Source organism: Rhodococcus sp. JVH1 (assembly GCF_000280725.2).
Lineage (GTDB): Bacteria > Actinomycetota > Actinomycetes > Mycobacteriales > Mycobacteriaceae > Rhodococcus_F > Rhodococcus_F jostii_A.
On the sequence record NZ_CP166289.1, the window covers coordinates 6,237,024 to 6,254,124 of the forward strand.

Sequence of the window (17,101 nt, forward strand, 5' to 3'; positions counted from 1 at the left end):
TGGCACTGCAGATCTGGCATCCTCCTGCGTACTGCTCAAACAGCAACTGGCGGACCGACTCGTCGTGAGGTCCCATCAACCATTACATTCGAGGCTGACGGGCGAACCTCAACTGCGCGCGATCTGGCCAGTTCGGATGACTGTCAGTTCGAAGTCGTCCGGTCTGTACTCCCGCAGTTGCTTACATAGGCCTGCTTCTATGCGGGCAGGTTCATTGGCATAATCCCCCTAGGATGTCGGAGTTCCGAATCGGAATCAACGTCGACAGAAACAATCGACGGATCGTCGCCATGCAGGACTCGGAACCGTAAGACGGTGTCGTTCCCGACAGCTGCGTCTGGCAGGTACATGGAGAAGGCAATGATGAGTCCACGCTCGGGTGCTGAAGTTGCGAGGGTGGCCTTGGGTGTGGCATCGAACTTCGGATGTTGTTCTCTGACGAGATACGCCAGAACAACTCCACGACCGTCTGCCCACTGGTCGGCAAGCGGTCTGCCGACGGGCGCCTTCGACCCAAGAAGAGGTTTTATGAGAGTCCGGTGTTTCGGGTCTGTGATTTCACCGAACTTCGGGACTACATCGCCACCGCGGGCTCGCCGGTCGCGGTTGATGATTTTCCGATTCCCGACTCCAGCGATATTCTCGACCTTGTCGCCTGGTTGTGGCATGACGATCAAGAAATCCCTCAAAGGCGGGGATGCCATTTCGAGGAGGCGTCGATAATACTTCAATTTTGGTGTCACTGATCGAGCGCCGTAGAAATACATCCAAGTCATCTTTTCGATGAGGTCCACAAACGCCGCAGCGTCGACGACCCCAATAAATGCGCGGAGGCTGGTCTGTCCGGCTGCAGGGAATGCAATGTTGGTGTCACTCTTGGCTAGGAGTTTACGCCAGAGCTCTAGGTTCGCAATCTGATCATCGATGTGGTTCGGATAGCCAGCAGGGCTGAGTATCTGGTCGCTCTGCTCTTCGAGTGCCGCATTAAACATTTTGTTTCTAGCCGTCGGCTTGAGCCACGGGAGGTGCTGCGATACCAGTGGTGGAATTTGGGATGGCAGGACTCGGGGCTTGTCACCATCCCATTCGGCATAGACGCTGAGTTGCTCGCGGAAGGCCGCTTCGTCGAGCGCAACCGCCTCGAATGCCTTGTACAGGTCCACACGTCTTGCGCCGAACTTTGCATCTCGATCAATGAACAGGCGCACCAGATCCCGATACCCCTTACGAAACCCGAACCAGCGGCCCATCTGAGTGAGGGAATCGCTCATCGTGACGGCTCGCCTGAAGTAAGTAATTGTCAGACCCTCGACAGTGAACCCACGGCTCAACTTTGCGCCACCGACCAACACCCTCCACGTGCTATAGCGGTCGAAGTCGAGCAGCTGCTGCTGCTGCTGGATCTCCTTGTCGCTGTTCACCACCAAGACCGGATTCTTGTTATGCTCCATGATTCTCCCAATTGCCTTAGCAATCCAGGGCTTTAGGGAATCAAAATCAGGTAGTGGCGGGGCCTCCGGTTCCCGTCTAACCGCAGATACGGGAATGATGTCGTTATTGTATAGATCCCTCAGACGGTGCAAACTGGCGGGCGTGCTGAACGAGGCGGCGGTCCACAATGTTCGGACGGTCTCAGCGAGATCTTTCTGATTGGTTGTGTTGACGGACTCGTGAACGAGCATTGTGTGGTGCCGAAACTCGGGACCTGCCGGCTGACTCTCTCTGTATAGCTTGCAAGCACCGGTAAGTACGAACATATCCAGAGCGCGAGCGAGTTCGGCGTTCCGCTGTTCGATGTCATCATCTTGCTCTGAGGCAACAAGGTCACGGACGTACGCGGCGTAGTTGCTGTTCGCGGGAGTTAAGGGCGCTTCGGTCTCGTCAAGGTCATGGAAGTCCTCAACGCCCATGTAACCGGCTGGACGTTCCAGGCCGATTACAAAGTCCTTCGGATAGATTCCCTGTTCGTCCGAAGGGTCGACAAAGACATTTGCGAATGGTGTTGCTGTATAACCGACGTACTGGGCGCGGGGCATGAGTGTGAGCATCTGGGCGATGCGCTCATTGATCGCTCGTCGCTCTTTGACTTCTGCACCCTCACGCTTGGCTGCCTTCACCTTCTCCGGATTGACTGTGTTGACCGACGCCTGATCCGATTCGTCATCGATGATAAGTACTGGGATCTCGGCGAAGGCCTTCTTGTTGGCCTGCAGGTCGGTGACCAGTTTACCCAGCACCGCCGAGTTCTTCTTGGTGATGACTAATCGGGCGTCTGCCGAAAACAAGTTCGCCGGATCGTAGAGCGGTTTGCTCATATCAAAGCGTTCGATCTTCAGATTCTTAAACTGCTTCTGGTAATCATGCTTGTGCGTGGTGAGTCGTAGGATTTCACTCTCAATAGGGTCAGGCCCGAGATCCAGGAATCGACCGCTGTTCCAGTCCGGATCGTTCTGGTAATCGAGATTGGCGCCGCGGGCCTGTTCCGGCGTCAGGTCCGCAACAATATTCTGACGTCCGACCATCTCCATGTCGACGCGCCGCTGAGTTTGGGCTCTGAGCATCTCGATTGTTCCGGTCATGACAATCACAAGCCGGTACCCCGCGTCGAGTGCCTTGGCGATGACGCCGGTGAAATTGGCGGTCTTTCCGCTCTGGACGTAGCCAACTACGAGGCCCTTTGCCTGGTGGGCACGGACTCGTGTCGGATCGCTGAGTCGTTCAATGACGCTTGTCGTCGCAAGGTCGAGAGTGGTGACGTTCTCCTCGGGCCACTTCCGGACGTTGAGTAGGTAGTCCATGTAGTGGGGCCAGTAGAAGGCATGGGAATCGATGACGTTGGCGTCGTACCAGCGTTGCCATGGTGCTGTGATCACGATGGTCGGGTCAGTGAAGATTGGGCGCTTTGCGAGTAAGGCAGCGGCTCCGGCGCTGTTGAGTCCCAACTTCTGACAGATGAGGTCCCGGCGAGCAACAGTGGATGCGGTTGTCCCCCCAGTCCAGTCGGTAGTGGCTGGCTCGGCATCCCACTTGTGGACCAGAAGCCCAAGCGCGGTGAGCAGCGGATCTGGCGCCTTAGCCTGCTCGATAAGGGCGGTGAGGTCTGTCGCCGCGATGGTCTCACCGTGATCGTCGGCCTCAGGCTGGACACGGGCAACGAGATTCTTCGGCGGTCCGTTCTCGATCATCTTCAGTGCTGCTCGGAAGGCGGGGCCATGCCAGTCGGGGATCATGCGGTGGTCGCTCCTATTTTGGTGATAGCAAATAGTGGGGCCGCGGAGACAAGGCCGTCGAGGTTGATACGGTAGCGAATATCCCGGACACGTTGGGAATTGGGGATGCACTCACCTACACGCGTAGCTGTGAAGGCTGGGAACTCATCATCTACAAGATAGAACGCGGGCGCGCTCCGCAACGCCCATCGAGCGCGGTACAGATCGGCGTGCCGAGCGTAATATCCGTTGGCTTCTAAATGTCGGTCAACTTCGCCCAAGGGGATCCCGGGAAGTTCGCGAACTGACTCGACAAGCTCTGCAAGAGTCGCTCCTGTGCTGTTGGCCGCGGAGGTAATTTGAATCGAGAGCAAGTACAGCGCGCGTTCGACCGTGGGCTGGAGTTGAGTGAGGCTACTGATCCAGTGAGCGCGCTGTTCTGACAGCGTCGTTTTGACTTCGACGTCACTGTCAGGGAGACCGAAGTCATGTTCTTCTCGGTCCGGTCCCCGCCACGCGGCAACTGCGTCGGACGAGTTGTAGTGCTGCGCAATGGATAGAAGGACGATGAGTTCGCCAAAGAGTCCGACCTGCTTTTCGTGTGGCAGGCCGCCGCGACCGGTGAGAATGTCTCCGAGCCCAGCGAGCACAGATTCGACGGCGTCGGTGAAGGTCTCACCGTTGAGCTGAACGAGGTCAATCGTTGTGCATAGGACCGGGTAGACCTCGGCGAGGTTGTCGTCATATGACACGTCGAGACGGTGCCACATTGTGCCGGCGTCTTCGATAATGTCGTAGTCGAGGTTTGCAAGCAGGCGGAGGTCGGGTCCGATTACGTTCTCGGTTACCTCAACGAGGAGGCTGATGAGGCGGTCCTGCGGGGCAAGTTGTACGCGCGCTGCCGGAACGCCATCGATGACGAAGGACCCCTTGATCCCCTGAGAATTGTAGTCCGAGATGACTTCAATTGGCGTGTGCCTGGCGGACGCACCTGTCATGGCGTTCATACTTCATCGGCTTCGGACTGAGCTGCTGTCGTCAACACTTCGTTCCAGAAGTGATGGTTCTCCTTGTCTTTCGCTCCCATCGCCTGACCGCGGAACAGGTCTTCGTACAACAGAAAGAGTAGGCTCTTTACGACAGGTGCATCGTTTACCCCACCGGCGTCCCCGTGTAATATCGCCGATCTGTACCGGGTGTTTAGCCATAAGGTCCGCCCCGGTCGATCGAGTTCGACGAAGTCATCCCCAACGATGCGCTTCCAACGGATCCGTATAGCTTCCTCACCCGGCAGTATCGGCGTTTCACGCTTGATGGTGCGTTTGATGCGGGGGTGGAGTCCCTGCCCCGGCGGGAGGATTGGAGTTCGGCGCCGGATTCGTCGGTTGCTCGCCTTGAACGTGTCCGAGGCGTCGTCCAAGTAATCACGGAACTTAGTGCCGTCCTTCGCGGTCGCACGCTCGATCGAATGGACAAGTTCGTGCGTGAGGTGGACGCTGGCCTTTTCCATGCTCATCGTAAAAATGCCGAGATGTTTCTCGATATCGACGGCCACGCGGGCAAGTTTGTACGATTTGCTCTCATGGGTGACGCCGCCCCACCCTCCAATCATGAGAAGGCGGTCGTTGCGGTAAAGGTAGAGTCCTTGATATCTGTCGACTGGTTGCCCATAGAGGCGAAACTCATGCGAATCCGCGCCGCCAGGCCAGACGTGGCAGTCGAGTTGAACGATGTCAGTGTCCAACCGCGCCAGGAGCCTTTTGGGATAGCCTGGCCGGCCGGTTCGGCTATACCCGAATGGATCAATCGGTTCGATTGTGAAAGGAGGTCCCGATTCCCGCTCGTCGGTATCGTAAACGTCAACTGCAATGTTGACGACTCCTGATTTCAGTAGGCGATGAAAGACGAGCCCTAAGTGGGAACGTAACCCGGCGACCTTGTTCTCGATGAAGGCAATAGTCACTGCTGGATCTTGAGCGACAGGAAAAGTCCGGCAATCGTCCCACTGGACCGCCGTTCCAGAAGCGCTGTTGCCAATCAGGCCCAGCGTTTGCTGTAGACGCTGTCCGACGGCTTCCGGGTCCAATATGTCGACAGCAAAATCTCCTGTTGGGTTGTCGCGCTGCATTCTCCTACCTTCGGGGGCACAGTGCGCGCGCCGTGAAAGGACCGTGAGCGTCGACGCTTGACTGAACGAGGCGGACTTTAAGCCCATCCCGAAATGTCCTAGGTGCACTGACGATTCAGCCTTGGGTTTGCCAAGCCGCATTGCGTCGTCAATGCGCGCTTGGTCCATCCCGTCCCCGTCGTCGATGATTATCAGCTGAACAGCTAGGCCGGACTCTAGGACGAACCGGATGAGGATATTGGTGGCATTCGCGTCGATACTGTTGTCGACAAGGTCGGCGATCGCAGATTCGAAATCGTGGTTGAGTCCGATCGCTCGCATCACTCCTGGATCTGGAGTCACGTGGATCTGCCGCACAGTCTCGATCGGCATTGCCTTGACTTCACTCACCTGTGTTTCGTCCTGTCGTGCGAGCCGGCATTCTATGGAGTTAACGCATTTTTCGTCTCCAGGTGGTCATACCACCCGCTTCGCGGGAGTATGCCTGCTCTGGTAGAGAGAGCGCGCAACTGACCCCATGTCCGGCTGAATTTAACTCAACAATGAGCATGTCGGCGGTCCCGGTCGAAGTGTTACATGGATTCATTGGTGCGGGTGCACTGGCGAACGGTCGTTGCGACCGGCAGCCAGTCAAGGCTGCTCAGCGGGCGAACCCGCGCTTGACCTCGATATCCAAAGGTGGCGACAAGAACGAGTGCCCGATCGTGTTTCGACCCAGAAGGCTCGCTGAAGTCGAGCCGGAAGGGGGGACCACGTCCAGCGTGGCGTGGTCGAGGCGCTGTCTACGTGTGCCGCGACAGGACCAAGCCTCCAACTGGGTCTGTCTATCGCAGTCGCCCTGTTGGCGGGCCTCCGTGTGAGCGCGGCCGGGATTCGGTTGCCATGCATCGAACACGCCAGAGGAGGGTCGCACTTTCGCAGTGCGCCATTCCAAGTTGGTTCAGAACCACGTCGCTGAGTGGCAGGGATTCCGCTGAGCGTGTGTCCGACATAGGCGACACGAGAGTCTGAATTGCTGACTCGGTCTGGCGACCTCAGCGTGGCGCGGCCATCAGCCTCGTGTAGGTGAGTTTGTTCCTCAGCCGCTCCCGCTTGGTCGCGAGGTAGTGGGCGCTGTGTTCGTTCGGTGCGACTTCCAGGGGTGTCGTGCCGGCAATCGTGATGCCGGCCGCGGTGAGGCCTGCGGCTTTGGCGGGGTTGTTGCTGAGCAGGTTGATGCGGTCGATACCGAGGTCGCGGAGGATGGCTGCCGCATAGTCGCGGGCGTCGACGGGCAAACCGAGTTGCAGGTTGGCGTCGACGGTGTCGAGGCCCAGGTGGTCCTGGAGTTGGTAGGCGGCGATTTTCGCGGCCAGTCCGATGCCGCGGCCTTCGTGCCCGCGAAGGTACAGCAGGACGCCGCGGCCGGCGTCGGCGATGCGTTCGAGTGCGTTGGCGTGTTGTGGGCCGCAGTCGCAGCGCCGTGAGCTGAGGACGTCCCCGGTGAGGCATTCGCTGTGCACGCGGGTGAGGGCGGTGGTGCCGGCCGGGTCGCCGAAGACCAGGGCCAGGTGTTCGACCCCGCTGGTGGAGCGGTAGACGATGGCGGTGAAGGTGCCGTGGTCGGTGGAGATTTCGGCGTCGGCGCAGCGTTCGATGGTCGCGGTGCGGCGCCGGTAGGTTACCAGTTCTTCGATGGTGACGACGGGCAGGTTCTGCTGTGCGGCGAAGGCCCGTACGTTGTCGCCGCGGAGCATGTCGCGTTTGTCTGCGGTGGTGACCGCACAGATCAGCCCGACAGGGGACAGGCCGGCGAGGGTGCACAGGTCGACGGCTGCTTCGGTGTGGCCGGGCCGAGTGAGGACCCCGCCGTCGCGGGCGCGCAGCGGCAGGACGTGGCCGGGCCGGGTGAGATCGGTGTCGCGGTCTCGCGGTCGGCGAGCAGGCGGATGGTGCGTGCCCGGTCGGCGGCGCTGATGCCGGTGGTGGTGCCGGTGGCGGCGTCGACGCTGACCGTGAACGCGGTGCCCAGCGGGTGCGGGGGATCCCCGACCATCAGGGGGAGACCGAGGGTGCGCGTTCGTTCGGCGGGCATCGCGACGCAGAAGAAGCCGGACGTGTGCCGGAGGAAGTAGGCGGCGTCCTGGGTCGTTACGAACTGTGCGGCCATCACGAGATCGGCTTCGTTCTGCCGGTTTTCGTCGTCGAGGACGAGGATCGATTTGCCGGCGCGCAGCTGTTCGAGGCACTGCTCCAAGGTGGTCATGCGGGGCTCGTGGGGCTGAGTTGGTGGAAGGTGGAGGTGTAGAACAGCAGGGGGTCGGGGGTGTTGGTGGCGCCGAGTTCGACGATGCGGCCGACTACGAGGTGGTGGTCGCCGACGGGTTGGACGAGGTCGATGTGGCAGTCGATCCAGGCGTGGGCGCCGGTGAGGCGGGGTGATCCGGTGGTGGCGGGGGTCCAGTCGATGCCGGTGAATTTGTCGGTGCCGCTGCGGGCGAAGGTGCGGCCGAGGTGGTGTTGGTCGGCGGCGAGGATGTTGGCGCAGAAGCGGCCGGAGGCGGCGATGGTGGGGAAGGTGGTGGAGGTGTTTCCGACGAAGAAGGCGACGAGGGCGGGGTCGAGGGAGACGGAACTGAAGGAGCCGACGGTGAGTCCGACGGGGTTGCCGGTGGGATCGAGTGCGGTGACGGTGACGACGCCGGTGCAGAATTTTCCGAGGACGGTGCGGTAGGCGTCGGCGATGTCTTCGGGGGTGGTGGCGGTGAGGTGCGGTTCGGTGGCGGTGCGCATCGGTACCTTCTTCAGGTTCAGGGTGGAGGGAGAGTTGCTGGCCGCCGCGCTGCCGCGGCGGCCGGACAGCAGCTAGACCTACAGCCCGGTCTTGGCCCAGAACTCCTCGAACGTCGCCGAGCACATGTCGGTGCCGCGGGTGACCTTGCCGTCCTCGAAGCGGTGCGTCATCACGATCGTGGTGTCGAGTTCGAGCTCCCCGAGGCGGCGGTACGCCCGGACGTTGGCGGTCACGAGGTCGTCACCCACCACGTCGACGGAGACCACCTCGTTGCGGGACTCGTCGAGCTTCGCGAGGACGCCGAACGCCTCGAGGAACTCGGCCTTGGTGTAGAGGCGCAGGGTCCCCTCGAGGGTGAAACCGGCCCACGTCATCTCGTGCGAGTACAGCTCCACGAGCGGAACCGGGTTCCCCTCGTCTGCGGCGGCGAAAGCTGCCTTCAGGGCTGCGGCATTGGTGTTGGTCATGCGGACTCCATCGTCGCTTCGGATATGTCGGCACCACGAGTCGTTCCTGTGGTGTGCATCACCCTGCCCCTGCGGGCGAGTCCGGCGGAACCGTCCAGCTACGTGGTTCGCTACGGTCACACTAATCCGAGCCCGGTTCTCTGAATCTGCGCAGGTAAATACCACTTTCACGGCCCGAGTCCGGGTGCGAGTGCGTACGGCGCACGGTTGCGGTGACACATCTTGACCCCCGAAAGTTGACAGGAGGCGCGACCAGCGACCAAGGTGATCCAGATCTCAATTACCGGGAGGTTGACCGACCGGTTACGAGTCCAGAAGGGGCCTTGTGAACGCTGACGAGTGGGATGAGATTCGCCGACTCCACCGGCAAGGATCTCCCATCAAGCACATCGCGGCGCAGCTCGGAATGTCGCGCAACACGGTGCGTCGCGCGCTGGCTCTCGACCACCCTCCCACCGACCACCGAAGCCGGCGCGGCTCCGTCGCCGACCCCATCGATTCGGCGATCCGGGCGCTGATCGCCGACGACCCCGACATCGCGATCGCGGAGATCGCGCGCAGGATCCAATGGATCAAGTCGAGGACCACGCTGGCCCGCAGGGTCACGAGCATCCGCGAGGAACGGTCGACCGGCGAGTCCCACGACAGCCCCGCCGACACGGTGCCCGCGGCTCCGTCGGTCCCGGTCTACGGATCGAGCTTCGTGGGCCGTCGAACCGAACTGCTCGAACTGCGGAAACTGCTCGGGGACCACCGGCTCGTGACCATCACCGGCCCGGGCGGAATGGGCAAGACGCGCTTCGCGATCCATGCCGCCGGCGAGTACCGCCGCGCGTTTCTGGACGGTGTGCGCGTGATCGAACTCGCCGCGCTGCGCAGCCCCGACCTCCTGACCCAGACCGTCGTGGACGGGCTCGCCCTTGCCAACCGCGACATGCATGCCAGCCCGACGGAGAACACCATCATTGAGTATCTCCGGACTCGGCGGATGCTGCTGATCCTCGACAACTGCGAGCACCTCCTCGACGAATGCGCGCAACTCGTTTCGGTGCTGTTGCGCTCCACGACGGAACTGCGCATCGTCACCACCAGCCGCGAGATACTCTCGGTTCCGGACGAATTCGTCTTCCCGCTCTCCCCGCTGCCCACGGTCAACGGAACGGAGTCGTCCACGCCGGCGCGTGGGACGGGCAGCGCCGTGGAACTGTTCGTCAACCGGGCCGCCTCGGTGCTCTCGAAATTCGAGCTGACCGAGGAGAACCGCGACGCGGTGATGCGCGTCTGCGATCGCCTCGACGGCCTCCCGCTCGCCATCGAACTGGCCTGTGCGCGACTGCCCGTGCTGTCGGTGCACGAACTGGCGGACCGGCTCGATCACCGGCTCAATCTCCTCACCACCGGCAACCGCACCGGCCCGCAGCGGCATCGCAGCCTCCAGGCGACGATGGACTGGAGCTACGAACTCTGCACTCGCGAACAGCAACTCCTCTGGTCGCGCGCCTCGGTGTTCGCGGGCGGATTCGACCTCGGCATGGCCGAAGAGGTGTGCAGCGACGACGACGTCCCGGCGGACACCGTGCTCGACGGCATCTCGGCGCTGGTCGGCAAATCGATCCTGCACCGCGAAGAAGGCGGCACCCACGTGCGGTTCCGGATGCTCGAGTCGATCCGCGAATACGGGAACAGCAAGCTGACCGCCTCGGAGATGGACACCCTGACACTGCGGCACCTGCGCTGGTGTGCGCGGCTGGTGACCACAACGGCGGACAACTGGTTCAGTGCCGATCAACGCGCCGGAAGCGAGAAGTTGCGCCGCAACCATGCCAATATCCGGTCGGCGCTGCACGTGGCACTGCTGGATTCGTCGGACGACGACGAGGTGCGGATGGCCGCGGACATGGTCTCGCGCGCATGGTTTCTGTGGTCGTGCGGGTTCTCGGTGCGCGAACACCGGATGTGGCTGAACCGCATCCTCGAACGGGAGACGGCGCCGACAGCCACCAGGGCGCGGATGCTCGTCAATCTGGGCCTCGTCCAGACCCTGCAGGGTGACCGCGAGTCCGCCGACTCGGCACTGACCGAGGCCGGCGCCGTCAACCTGACCGCGGATGACGCCACAACCCGCGCGTTCACGGCTGACGTCACGGGGTTGAAGGCCTTCTTCGCCGGCGATTTCGACGAGGCGGAACGTCGGCTCACGGCTGCGCTGGAAATGTATGAAGAGATCCCGGACCGGGAGGATCTCGCCCACACGCTGCGCGTCCACCTGGGGATGCTCTACTGCTTCACCGACGAGACGGCCCGTGCCACGGAACTCTTCGAGACGGTGAACGAGCGTGCCATCGCGGTCGGGGAGTCGTGGCTGCGTTCCTACGCCGTCTACGGGCTCGGACTGGTGGCATTGATGAACGAGGAATTCGAGGACGCACTCCGACTCGGCTCCGAAAGCCTTCGCCTGAGACGTGACTTCGACGACGCCGTCGGAACCACCCTGGTCACCGACCTACTGGGATGGGCCGAAGCCGAGGCGGGTTCGGCAGAACGGTCGGCCGTGCTCCTCGGCGCCGCCTCCTCGATGTGGGAGTCGTTCGGCATGCAGCTGTACGGCTCGAGTCACTGGGTCGAGCAGCGCGCACGCTTCGAGAAGCAGGCACGAAAGGCACTGGGGGACGATCAGTTCGAGAAGTGTCACGCCAGCGGAGCCGCGATGTCGGTCTCCGAGATCACCGGATTCGTCCTGGGGGAGTCGGTGCCGTCCGGGGATCCGGCTCCCGCGGGTGGCACGCGCCCGGAAGGCGTTCTCTCCCCGAGGGAGCAGGAGGTGGCGACGCACGTCGCCGTCGGCATGACCAACAAGGAGATCGCCGCCAAGCTCGTTCTGTCACCGCGCACGGTGGAAGGGCACGTCGAACACATTCTGGAAAAGCTGGGAATGAGCAGGCGTCACGAGATCGCCGCAGCGTTCGCGCACGCGGAGCGGGGCACGCCGAGGTAGTTCCGCGTGCCCCGCACCCGCAGGGATGTGCTGGTCAGACCTTGTTGAGGGCACCCGCGTCGACGGGCATCGCGATGCCGGTGACATAGCGTGCCGCGTCCGACGCCAGCCACACCACGGCGTTGCTGACATCCACCGGCTCGATCCACGGAGTCGGCAGCACGTTCATCGCCGTCTCGCACGCCTCACGGAAATCCTCGTGCGTGGGCGTCTCCAGGTCCGGACGGAACAGGCGGTACATGGCTTCGTTGTCGATCATGTCCGTCAGCACCGACGTGGGATGGATGGAGTTGCACCGAATCCGATGGACGCCCAGCTCATTGGCGGCGGTGCGGGCGAGTCCGGTGACGCCGTGCTTCGCGGCGACGTAGTGCGCGAAGTTGGGGAAACCCTGCAAACCGCCGGTGGAGCTGATCAGGACGATCGACCCGCCCTCGCCCTGCTCGATCAAGTGGGGAACCGTCGCCCGCATCGTCTTCCATACGCCCGACAGGTTGATGTCGACCATTTCGTCCCACTGCTCTTCGGTGAGCTCGTGCAGCGGAGCGGACGAGAAGATGCCGGCGTTCGCCACCACGGTGTCGAGGCGTCCGAGCTTCGCGACACCCCCCGCGACGACGTCCTGGAGCTGACTCAGCGACCGCACGTCGGCGACGGCGACATGGGCCCGCTGCCCGAACTTCTCGATGTGCCGGGCGGTTTCCTGGAGTTCGTCCTCCGTCGCACCGCGGTACTTCGTCGTAGCCGGCTTGGCGCAAATGTCGACGATGATGACGTCGGCACCTTCTTCCGCGAGCCGGATGGCATGCGAGCGCCCTTGCCCGCGTGCAGCTCCCGTTACCAGCGCGACCTTGCCTTCAAGCTGTCCCATCAGGGGTCCTTCCGTTGTGAATGAACTGGGGTCTTCAGACGGCGTATGCGCGCATGATCGGTGTGGCGGCGTCGACGAGGGTGATCTGATCGACCAACATGTGCTGCGTCGCGACGGCGGCGTCGCGCACGCACCGGCCGAGCGCGCTGGGGTTGCGGATCGACTGGCTGCCGGCCCAGCGGTGCGCGAAGCCGACGATCTCACCGGCCACTTCCTGCGACCAGGTGATGACCTGACGCAACCGGGCGCGCTGCTCCTCGGTGATCTCCACACCGGCGCGCGCACTGGCCTCGGCGTCCTCGTGGGCGGCATAGACGTACAGGCGAGTCGCCTGGTAGAGGGCCTCGTACTTGCTGAATTCGCGGCGGAACAGTTCCGACTCGCCGACCACCGTGGCGTAGCCGGGACGCGCCTTGTTCGCGACGATCCGGACGATCTCCTCGAGCGCCCGCTTCGCCAGTCCGAGTGCTACGGGGGCGTGCCCGCCGACGCCGATGCCGAGCAGTCCGAGGCGGTACACGGGCTCGGAGCGGACGGGGGTGGTCGAGAACGTCTCCATCGTGAACTTGTCGGGAATGAAGCGGTCGTGGACGGCGTAGTCGTAGCTGCCCGTGCCGACCAGACCCATCACGTTCCAGTTGCCGAGGAACTCGACGTCGGCCCGCGGGAGGAAGCCGACGCGGCAGTCGGGGGTACCGGCCTCGTCCAGGATGGGGTTCCCGCTGTCGTCGTGGACGACGAATCCCGCGCCGATCCACGTGGCGTGCGCCGATCCGCTCGCGAACTGGTAGCGGCCGGTGACGCGGTAACCGCCCTCGACGCGGACGGCCTTGCCGGTCGGCATGATCATGCCCGCCGTGATGCCGCGGTCCGGACCGCCGAACATCTCGCGGGCGCCCTCGTCGTTCATGAATCCGGAGGCGATGCCGGTGCTGAAGGAGTTCGCCATCAGCGCCCAACCCGTCGACGCGTCGGCCCGCGAAATCTCCTCGATCACTTCGAGTGCCTGCACGATGCCCAGCCCGCCGCCACCGAACTCCGTCGGGACGAGGGTCCAGAACAGCTCCGCCTCGGCGAGGGCCTCGTACACCGGCCTGGTGATCGTCGCGTCACGCTCGATCGCATCGGCCTCCTGCTCGACGATGCGAGCGACCGCCTTCGCCCGGGCGAGATAGTCGACAGGCTCCCGATCGGCGAGGGCGGACACTGATCGATCAACGGTTTGCGTCATGGAAATGACCTTCCTGGTATGCAACTCGGCTCGTCGTCCACCGCACGTGTCGGCGGGGACGAGATCGCGGTATGACCTGAATCACAATGATCTGTTCGCGCGTTGCACACAGGCGGGTGACCACGTGGTCCACTACGTGGTCACCCAGTCGGGTAATGCGGTGAGCGTGAAGCTCGCCCGCTCAACTGTTGTTAATTGCCGCGGTCATTCCGCGTGAGAATCGCCCTATGGGCGACGGGTCACCCGCTTCTCAGGTCCGCCCGCGGACCCACTGCGGTGGCGGCCACGTCCTCGTTTGACTCGACATCTGCCTGCCGAACTGCAAGGCGGCGAAAACGGCTTGTCCACTGGTCATTGCCAGGCGCTCGTCGCTGCGTGGCGGTAGCAACTCGACCAAATTTCCGTACGTCAGCACCGTATAGATCCCGTACTTTTCGGCGACCAGAATTCCCGGGTACAGCTCGCAGACCAAAGTCCGCGGACCGGGCGTGGTCGCGAAGTGTGTGGCCCGCACCTCGAGCATGGGCCGTCCCGCATCAGCACGTGGGGTCCAGGCCGGCCGTGCCCAGGCATCACGAGGGAGCGTGCTCCAAACTCTGGGGAGCGCGCCGCCGAAATAGCGGCTGAGCGCAGCAAAATCGACCAGGTCGCCGAATCGGTCTTGGTTTGCAGTCGTGTTTTGCCTACGTTCGAATTGGATCGCCGGAGGGTCTGGCGGGTCCTCCGCCGTGATTGTGGATGCTGAGTAGATGCGCCCCGATCAAGTCTGCGCGCCGATACGATGTGACGCGTGAGTGATCGCCGCGTTCGATTGCAGGAGCTACGCCGCCGAGCGAAGCGCCTCGTGCCGTCCATATCGCTAAAGCGGGGCACAGAAGATCCTGCCGACGAGCCACCCACCATGACATCACCAAAGGACGGGTTGACGTCGGATGATCAACCCCTCACGGTCTCAACTGGCGACGGAGCGATGTCTGATGCTCCACATCCACCACCCCGCACAATCTCATCGGCCGGCGAGGGGACATCAGGCGAGCCGATCACCGCGGTGACCGATCCTGAGTCGTCGTTCGATCGCGAAATCGATCAGTATCGGAAGGCCGCCGAAGAACTTGCAGAGCAGGAGCGGGAACTTCGCGCCAAGCTGGACGAGTGTCGCGATGGCGGCGACCTGCTGGTGGACTACCAGCGATACGACAGTCATCTTCGGCAGGTACAGGCGCGGCAGAGGAATCTGGCGGTCGGCCGCAGCCAGTACATCGCCGACCGGGACCGGCTCGCCGCGTGGGGTTCGACCGAGGACTGGGTGGTAGCTGGGTCCATTGTGACCGTCCGATATCTGGACGGGCACCGAGACACATTCGTGCTTACCGAGCGGCACACCGACTCGGAGTACGAGACCGTCTCGTACTCGTCGCCGATGGGTCAGGCTGTCCGGAAGCGGAGGGTAGGCGACAAAGTCTCACTGCCGGCGGGAGCTCCGCTGGTGATCGATAGCATCGTTCCCGGTTTCCGGAGGCCTGCCTCTTCTCGCGCTGAGGGCCATCCGGAAGCCGATTCGACCGCCCCTCCCAGGATAAGGCGGACGGTGCCGACCGCTGCGATGTCTGACGAAGCACTTGCGAGGCAGCGGTGCCGAGACAAGGCCTATCGCGACGATCTATACAGGCGGCGGTACGACCCGAGCGTCCGGCCGATCAACGATTACGTTGACAAGCTGCGGTCCGAGCGTCGCGTATTCATTCCATACGTTGCGCCGACCTACGGCGGCGTCGACGCGCAGTTGCTCACGCTCATGCAGGACCCCGGCCCGAAGACCGACCCGGCCAATGCCGACGGGTCCGGCATGATCTGCCTCGAGAACGTCGATCTCTCGGCCGCTCGGCAGAAGTTCTTCTTGGACGAAGCTGGCATCCGCATTTCGGAGATCGTGTCGTGGAACGCCTACCCGTGGCCGAAGCCGCACCCCCAGACCGACCGGTCGGACCGCGAGGCGGCCGAGGCGCTCCGCGGGTTCCTCATGTTGACCCCGAACCTGGAGGTTGTGATCCTCAACGGCACTGTCGCTAAGCGTATTTGGCGTGTGCTCAAGGAGATCGACCCCTCGTGTGTGGCTGGCATCTCGTCGTACCCGACGTTTCACACGAGCGAACGAGCGGTCAATCCAACCCAAAAGTCGGATGAGTACATCGCCAAGGTCCACAATGACCTGAGCAACAACTACGCAGCAGCCGCCCGCCACTTGCGTAGCACGTGAGTCCTTTGATGTTCGTCATGAATGACGGAACCGAGCGTGTCCGAAGGAGTTTCCCGACTTAATCGGCTGTTGTAACGGCAGACGCGGTCGTCGGAGCAGGGCTCGACTGGTTCAGCCCTCGTTGCGAACGGTTGCCGTGAGATCGTCGCGAACTGAGGCCGTTTCACCTGGATTCACCGATGCAGTGTCGGGGGTAGGTGCGTCGGAACGGCGAGATGCCCTTGCGTGCTGAAAGAATTGTGACTTCTCACAGAGCCAGTTCGATCGACACGAAGGGCATCCCTAGGGTGCAACTATCCCATACCCAGTCAGTGACGTTGCTCATGCGAACACATTGGAGCCAACGGCGGACGTGTTCTGTCGGTCGCCCGATCCAATTCTCCGGTCAGCGCCAGGGGTTGGCCGCGCCGGCACCGTGTTTCGCGATGACAATTGACCGCCCGCGAGGAGCGCGGGATCCGTGTGCGTGTCTGTGTGCGACAGATACAGTCACGCGACTGATACCAGACGACGTCGGGTCCGTGTTATGAAGTGAGCGTTGAGTGGATTGCAAAGCGCCGCAGCAGCAATGATTTATACGTTTGCGGAGCGGATCGGCCTGGTCGACGCCGTCCGTAGTCATGTTCACGCTTCTCCACACGTCTCCGAAGGACTTTGCCGATGACCCAGCCCCAGCCTCCCTACGGTGAACAACCGCAACAGCCGTATGGAGCGCAGCCGTACGGGCAGCAGCGCTTCGCGCATCCAGCCCAGAATTCCAGCCAGGGATCGGGAATGCAACAGCCCGCGGCATACGGCTACCACCCGGTGACGGGATTGCCGTACTCGCACAAGACGAAGCTCGCCGCCGGCTTGCTGAGCATCTTCTTCGGCTACTTCGGCGCGGGACGCTTCTACGCCGGCCACACCGGACTCGGATTCGCGATGCTGATCGTGAACATTGCGCTTACCGTCGTGTCCCTCGGAATGTGGCTCTTCGTCGCATGGATCTGGCCCCTCATCGACGGCATCGTGCTTCTCGCGGGCGAACCGAAGGACAAGAACGGACTCCCACTGAGGTAGCAATCATGCTGAGACACTGCCTCGCAATCGCCGCGCTCGCTGGCGCACTGACCGCTTGTGGTGGCGGCACGTCCGCGCCACCTTCCTCAGTAACGGCGACAACAGCGG

At 62.6% G+C, this 17,101-nt stretch carries 10 protein-coding genes and 1 pseudogene; 3 read left to right on the forward strand and 8 right to left on the reverse strand.

All coding sequences use genetic code 11. The annotated features are described in order from the left end of the window. Positions 1–197: 197 nt before the first annotated feature. The 6 genes and pseudogenes from JVH1_RS28955 to JVH1_RS28980 form a co-directional block, all read right to left on the reverse strand. Positions 198–3,230: a Z1 domain-containing protein gene (locus tag JVH1_RS28955; protein WP_009474364.1), complete on the reverse strand. Its 3,033-nt coding sequence runs from the start codon at positions 3,228–3,230 to the stop codon at positions 198–200. Next, positions 3,227–4,207: a PD-(D/E)XK motif protein gene (locus tag JVH1_RS28960; protein ID WP_157173957.1), complete on the reverse strand. Its 981-nt coding sequence runs from the start codon at positions 4,205–4,207 to the stop codon at positions 3,227–3,229. The genes JVH1_RS28955 and JVH1_RS28960 overlap by 4 nt, the downstream gene beginning before the upstream one ends. 5 nt (positions 4,208–4,212) lie before the next feature. After that, the gene (locus JVH1_RS28965; protein WP_009474362.1) at positions 4,213–5,727 is read right to left on the reverse strand and encodes an ATP-binding protein; all 1,515 of its coding nucleotides are present in this window, start codon (positions 5,725–5,727) and stop codon (positions 4,213–4,215) included. 644 nt (positions 5,728–6,371) lie between these two features. Then, positions 6,372–7,582 (reverse strand): annotated as a pseudogene (gene ribB / locus JVH1_RS28970) (3,4-dihydroxy-2-butanone-4-phosphate synthase). Next, entirely contained in the window at positions 7,579–8,109 is a 531-nt protein-coding gene (locus JVH1_RS28975) for a flavin reductase family protein (RefSeq protein ID WP_009474359.1), read from the reverse strand. The pseudogene ribB and the gene JVH1_RS28975 overlap by 4 nt, the downstream one beginning before the upstream one ends. A gap of 78 nt (positions 8,110–8,187) precedes the next feature. Continuing rightward, a complete protein-coding gene (locus JVH1_RS28980; protein WP_009474358.1) occupies positions 8,188–8,577 on the reverse strand; it encodes a hypothetical protein in 390 nt (129 codons plus the stop codon). Positions 8,578–8,902: 325 nt separating this feature from the next. Between JVH1_RS28980 and JVH1_RS28985 the strand changes: the two genes are divergently transcribed. Continuing rightward, positions 8,903–11,572, forward strand: coding sequence for a LuxR C-terminal-related transcriptional regulator (locus tag JVH1_RS28985; protein ID WP_009474357.1), 2,670 nt, complete (start codon positions 8,903–8,905; stop codon positions 11,570–11,572). 34 nt (positions 11,573–11,606) lie between these two features. Here JVH1_RS28985 and JVH1_RS28990 read toward each other — a convergent pair whose 3' ends face one another. Next, a complete protein-coding gene (locus JVH1_RS28990) occupies positions 11,607–12,443 on the reverse strand; it encodes a mycofactocin-coupled SDR family oxidoreductase (RefSeq protein WP_009474356.1) in 837 nt (278 codons plus the stop codon). A gap of 34 nt (positions 12,444–12,477) precedes the next feature. Further along, complete coding sequence (locus tag JVH1_RS28995) at positions 12,478–13,674, reverse strand: acyl-CoA dehydrogenase family protein (RefSeq protein WP_009474355.1); 1,197 nt, start codon at positions 13,672–13,674, stop codon at positions 12,478–12,480. Between the two features lie 1,048 nt (positions 13,675–14,722). Here JVH1_RS28995 and JVH1_RS29000 point away from each other — a divergent pair. After that, a complete protein-coding gene (locus JVH1_RS29000; RefSeq protein WP_237735116.1) occupies positions 14,723–15,931 on the forward strand; it encodes a GreA/GreB family elongation factor in 1,209 nt (402 codons plus the stop codon). A 660-nt stretch (positions 15,932–16,591) separates the two neighbouring features. Then, positions 16,592–16,993, forward strand: a complete 402-nt coding sequence (locus JVH1_RS29005) for a TM2 domain-containing protein (RefSeq protein WP_043778578.1) — start codon at positions 16,592–16,594, stop codon at positions 16,991–16,993. Positions 16,994–17,101 lie beyond the last annotated feature (108 nt).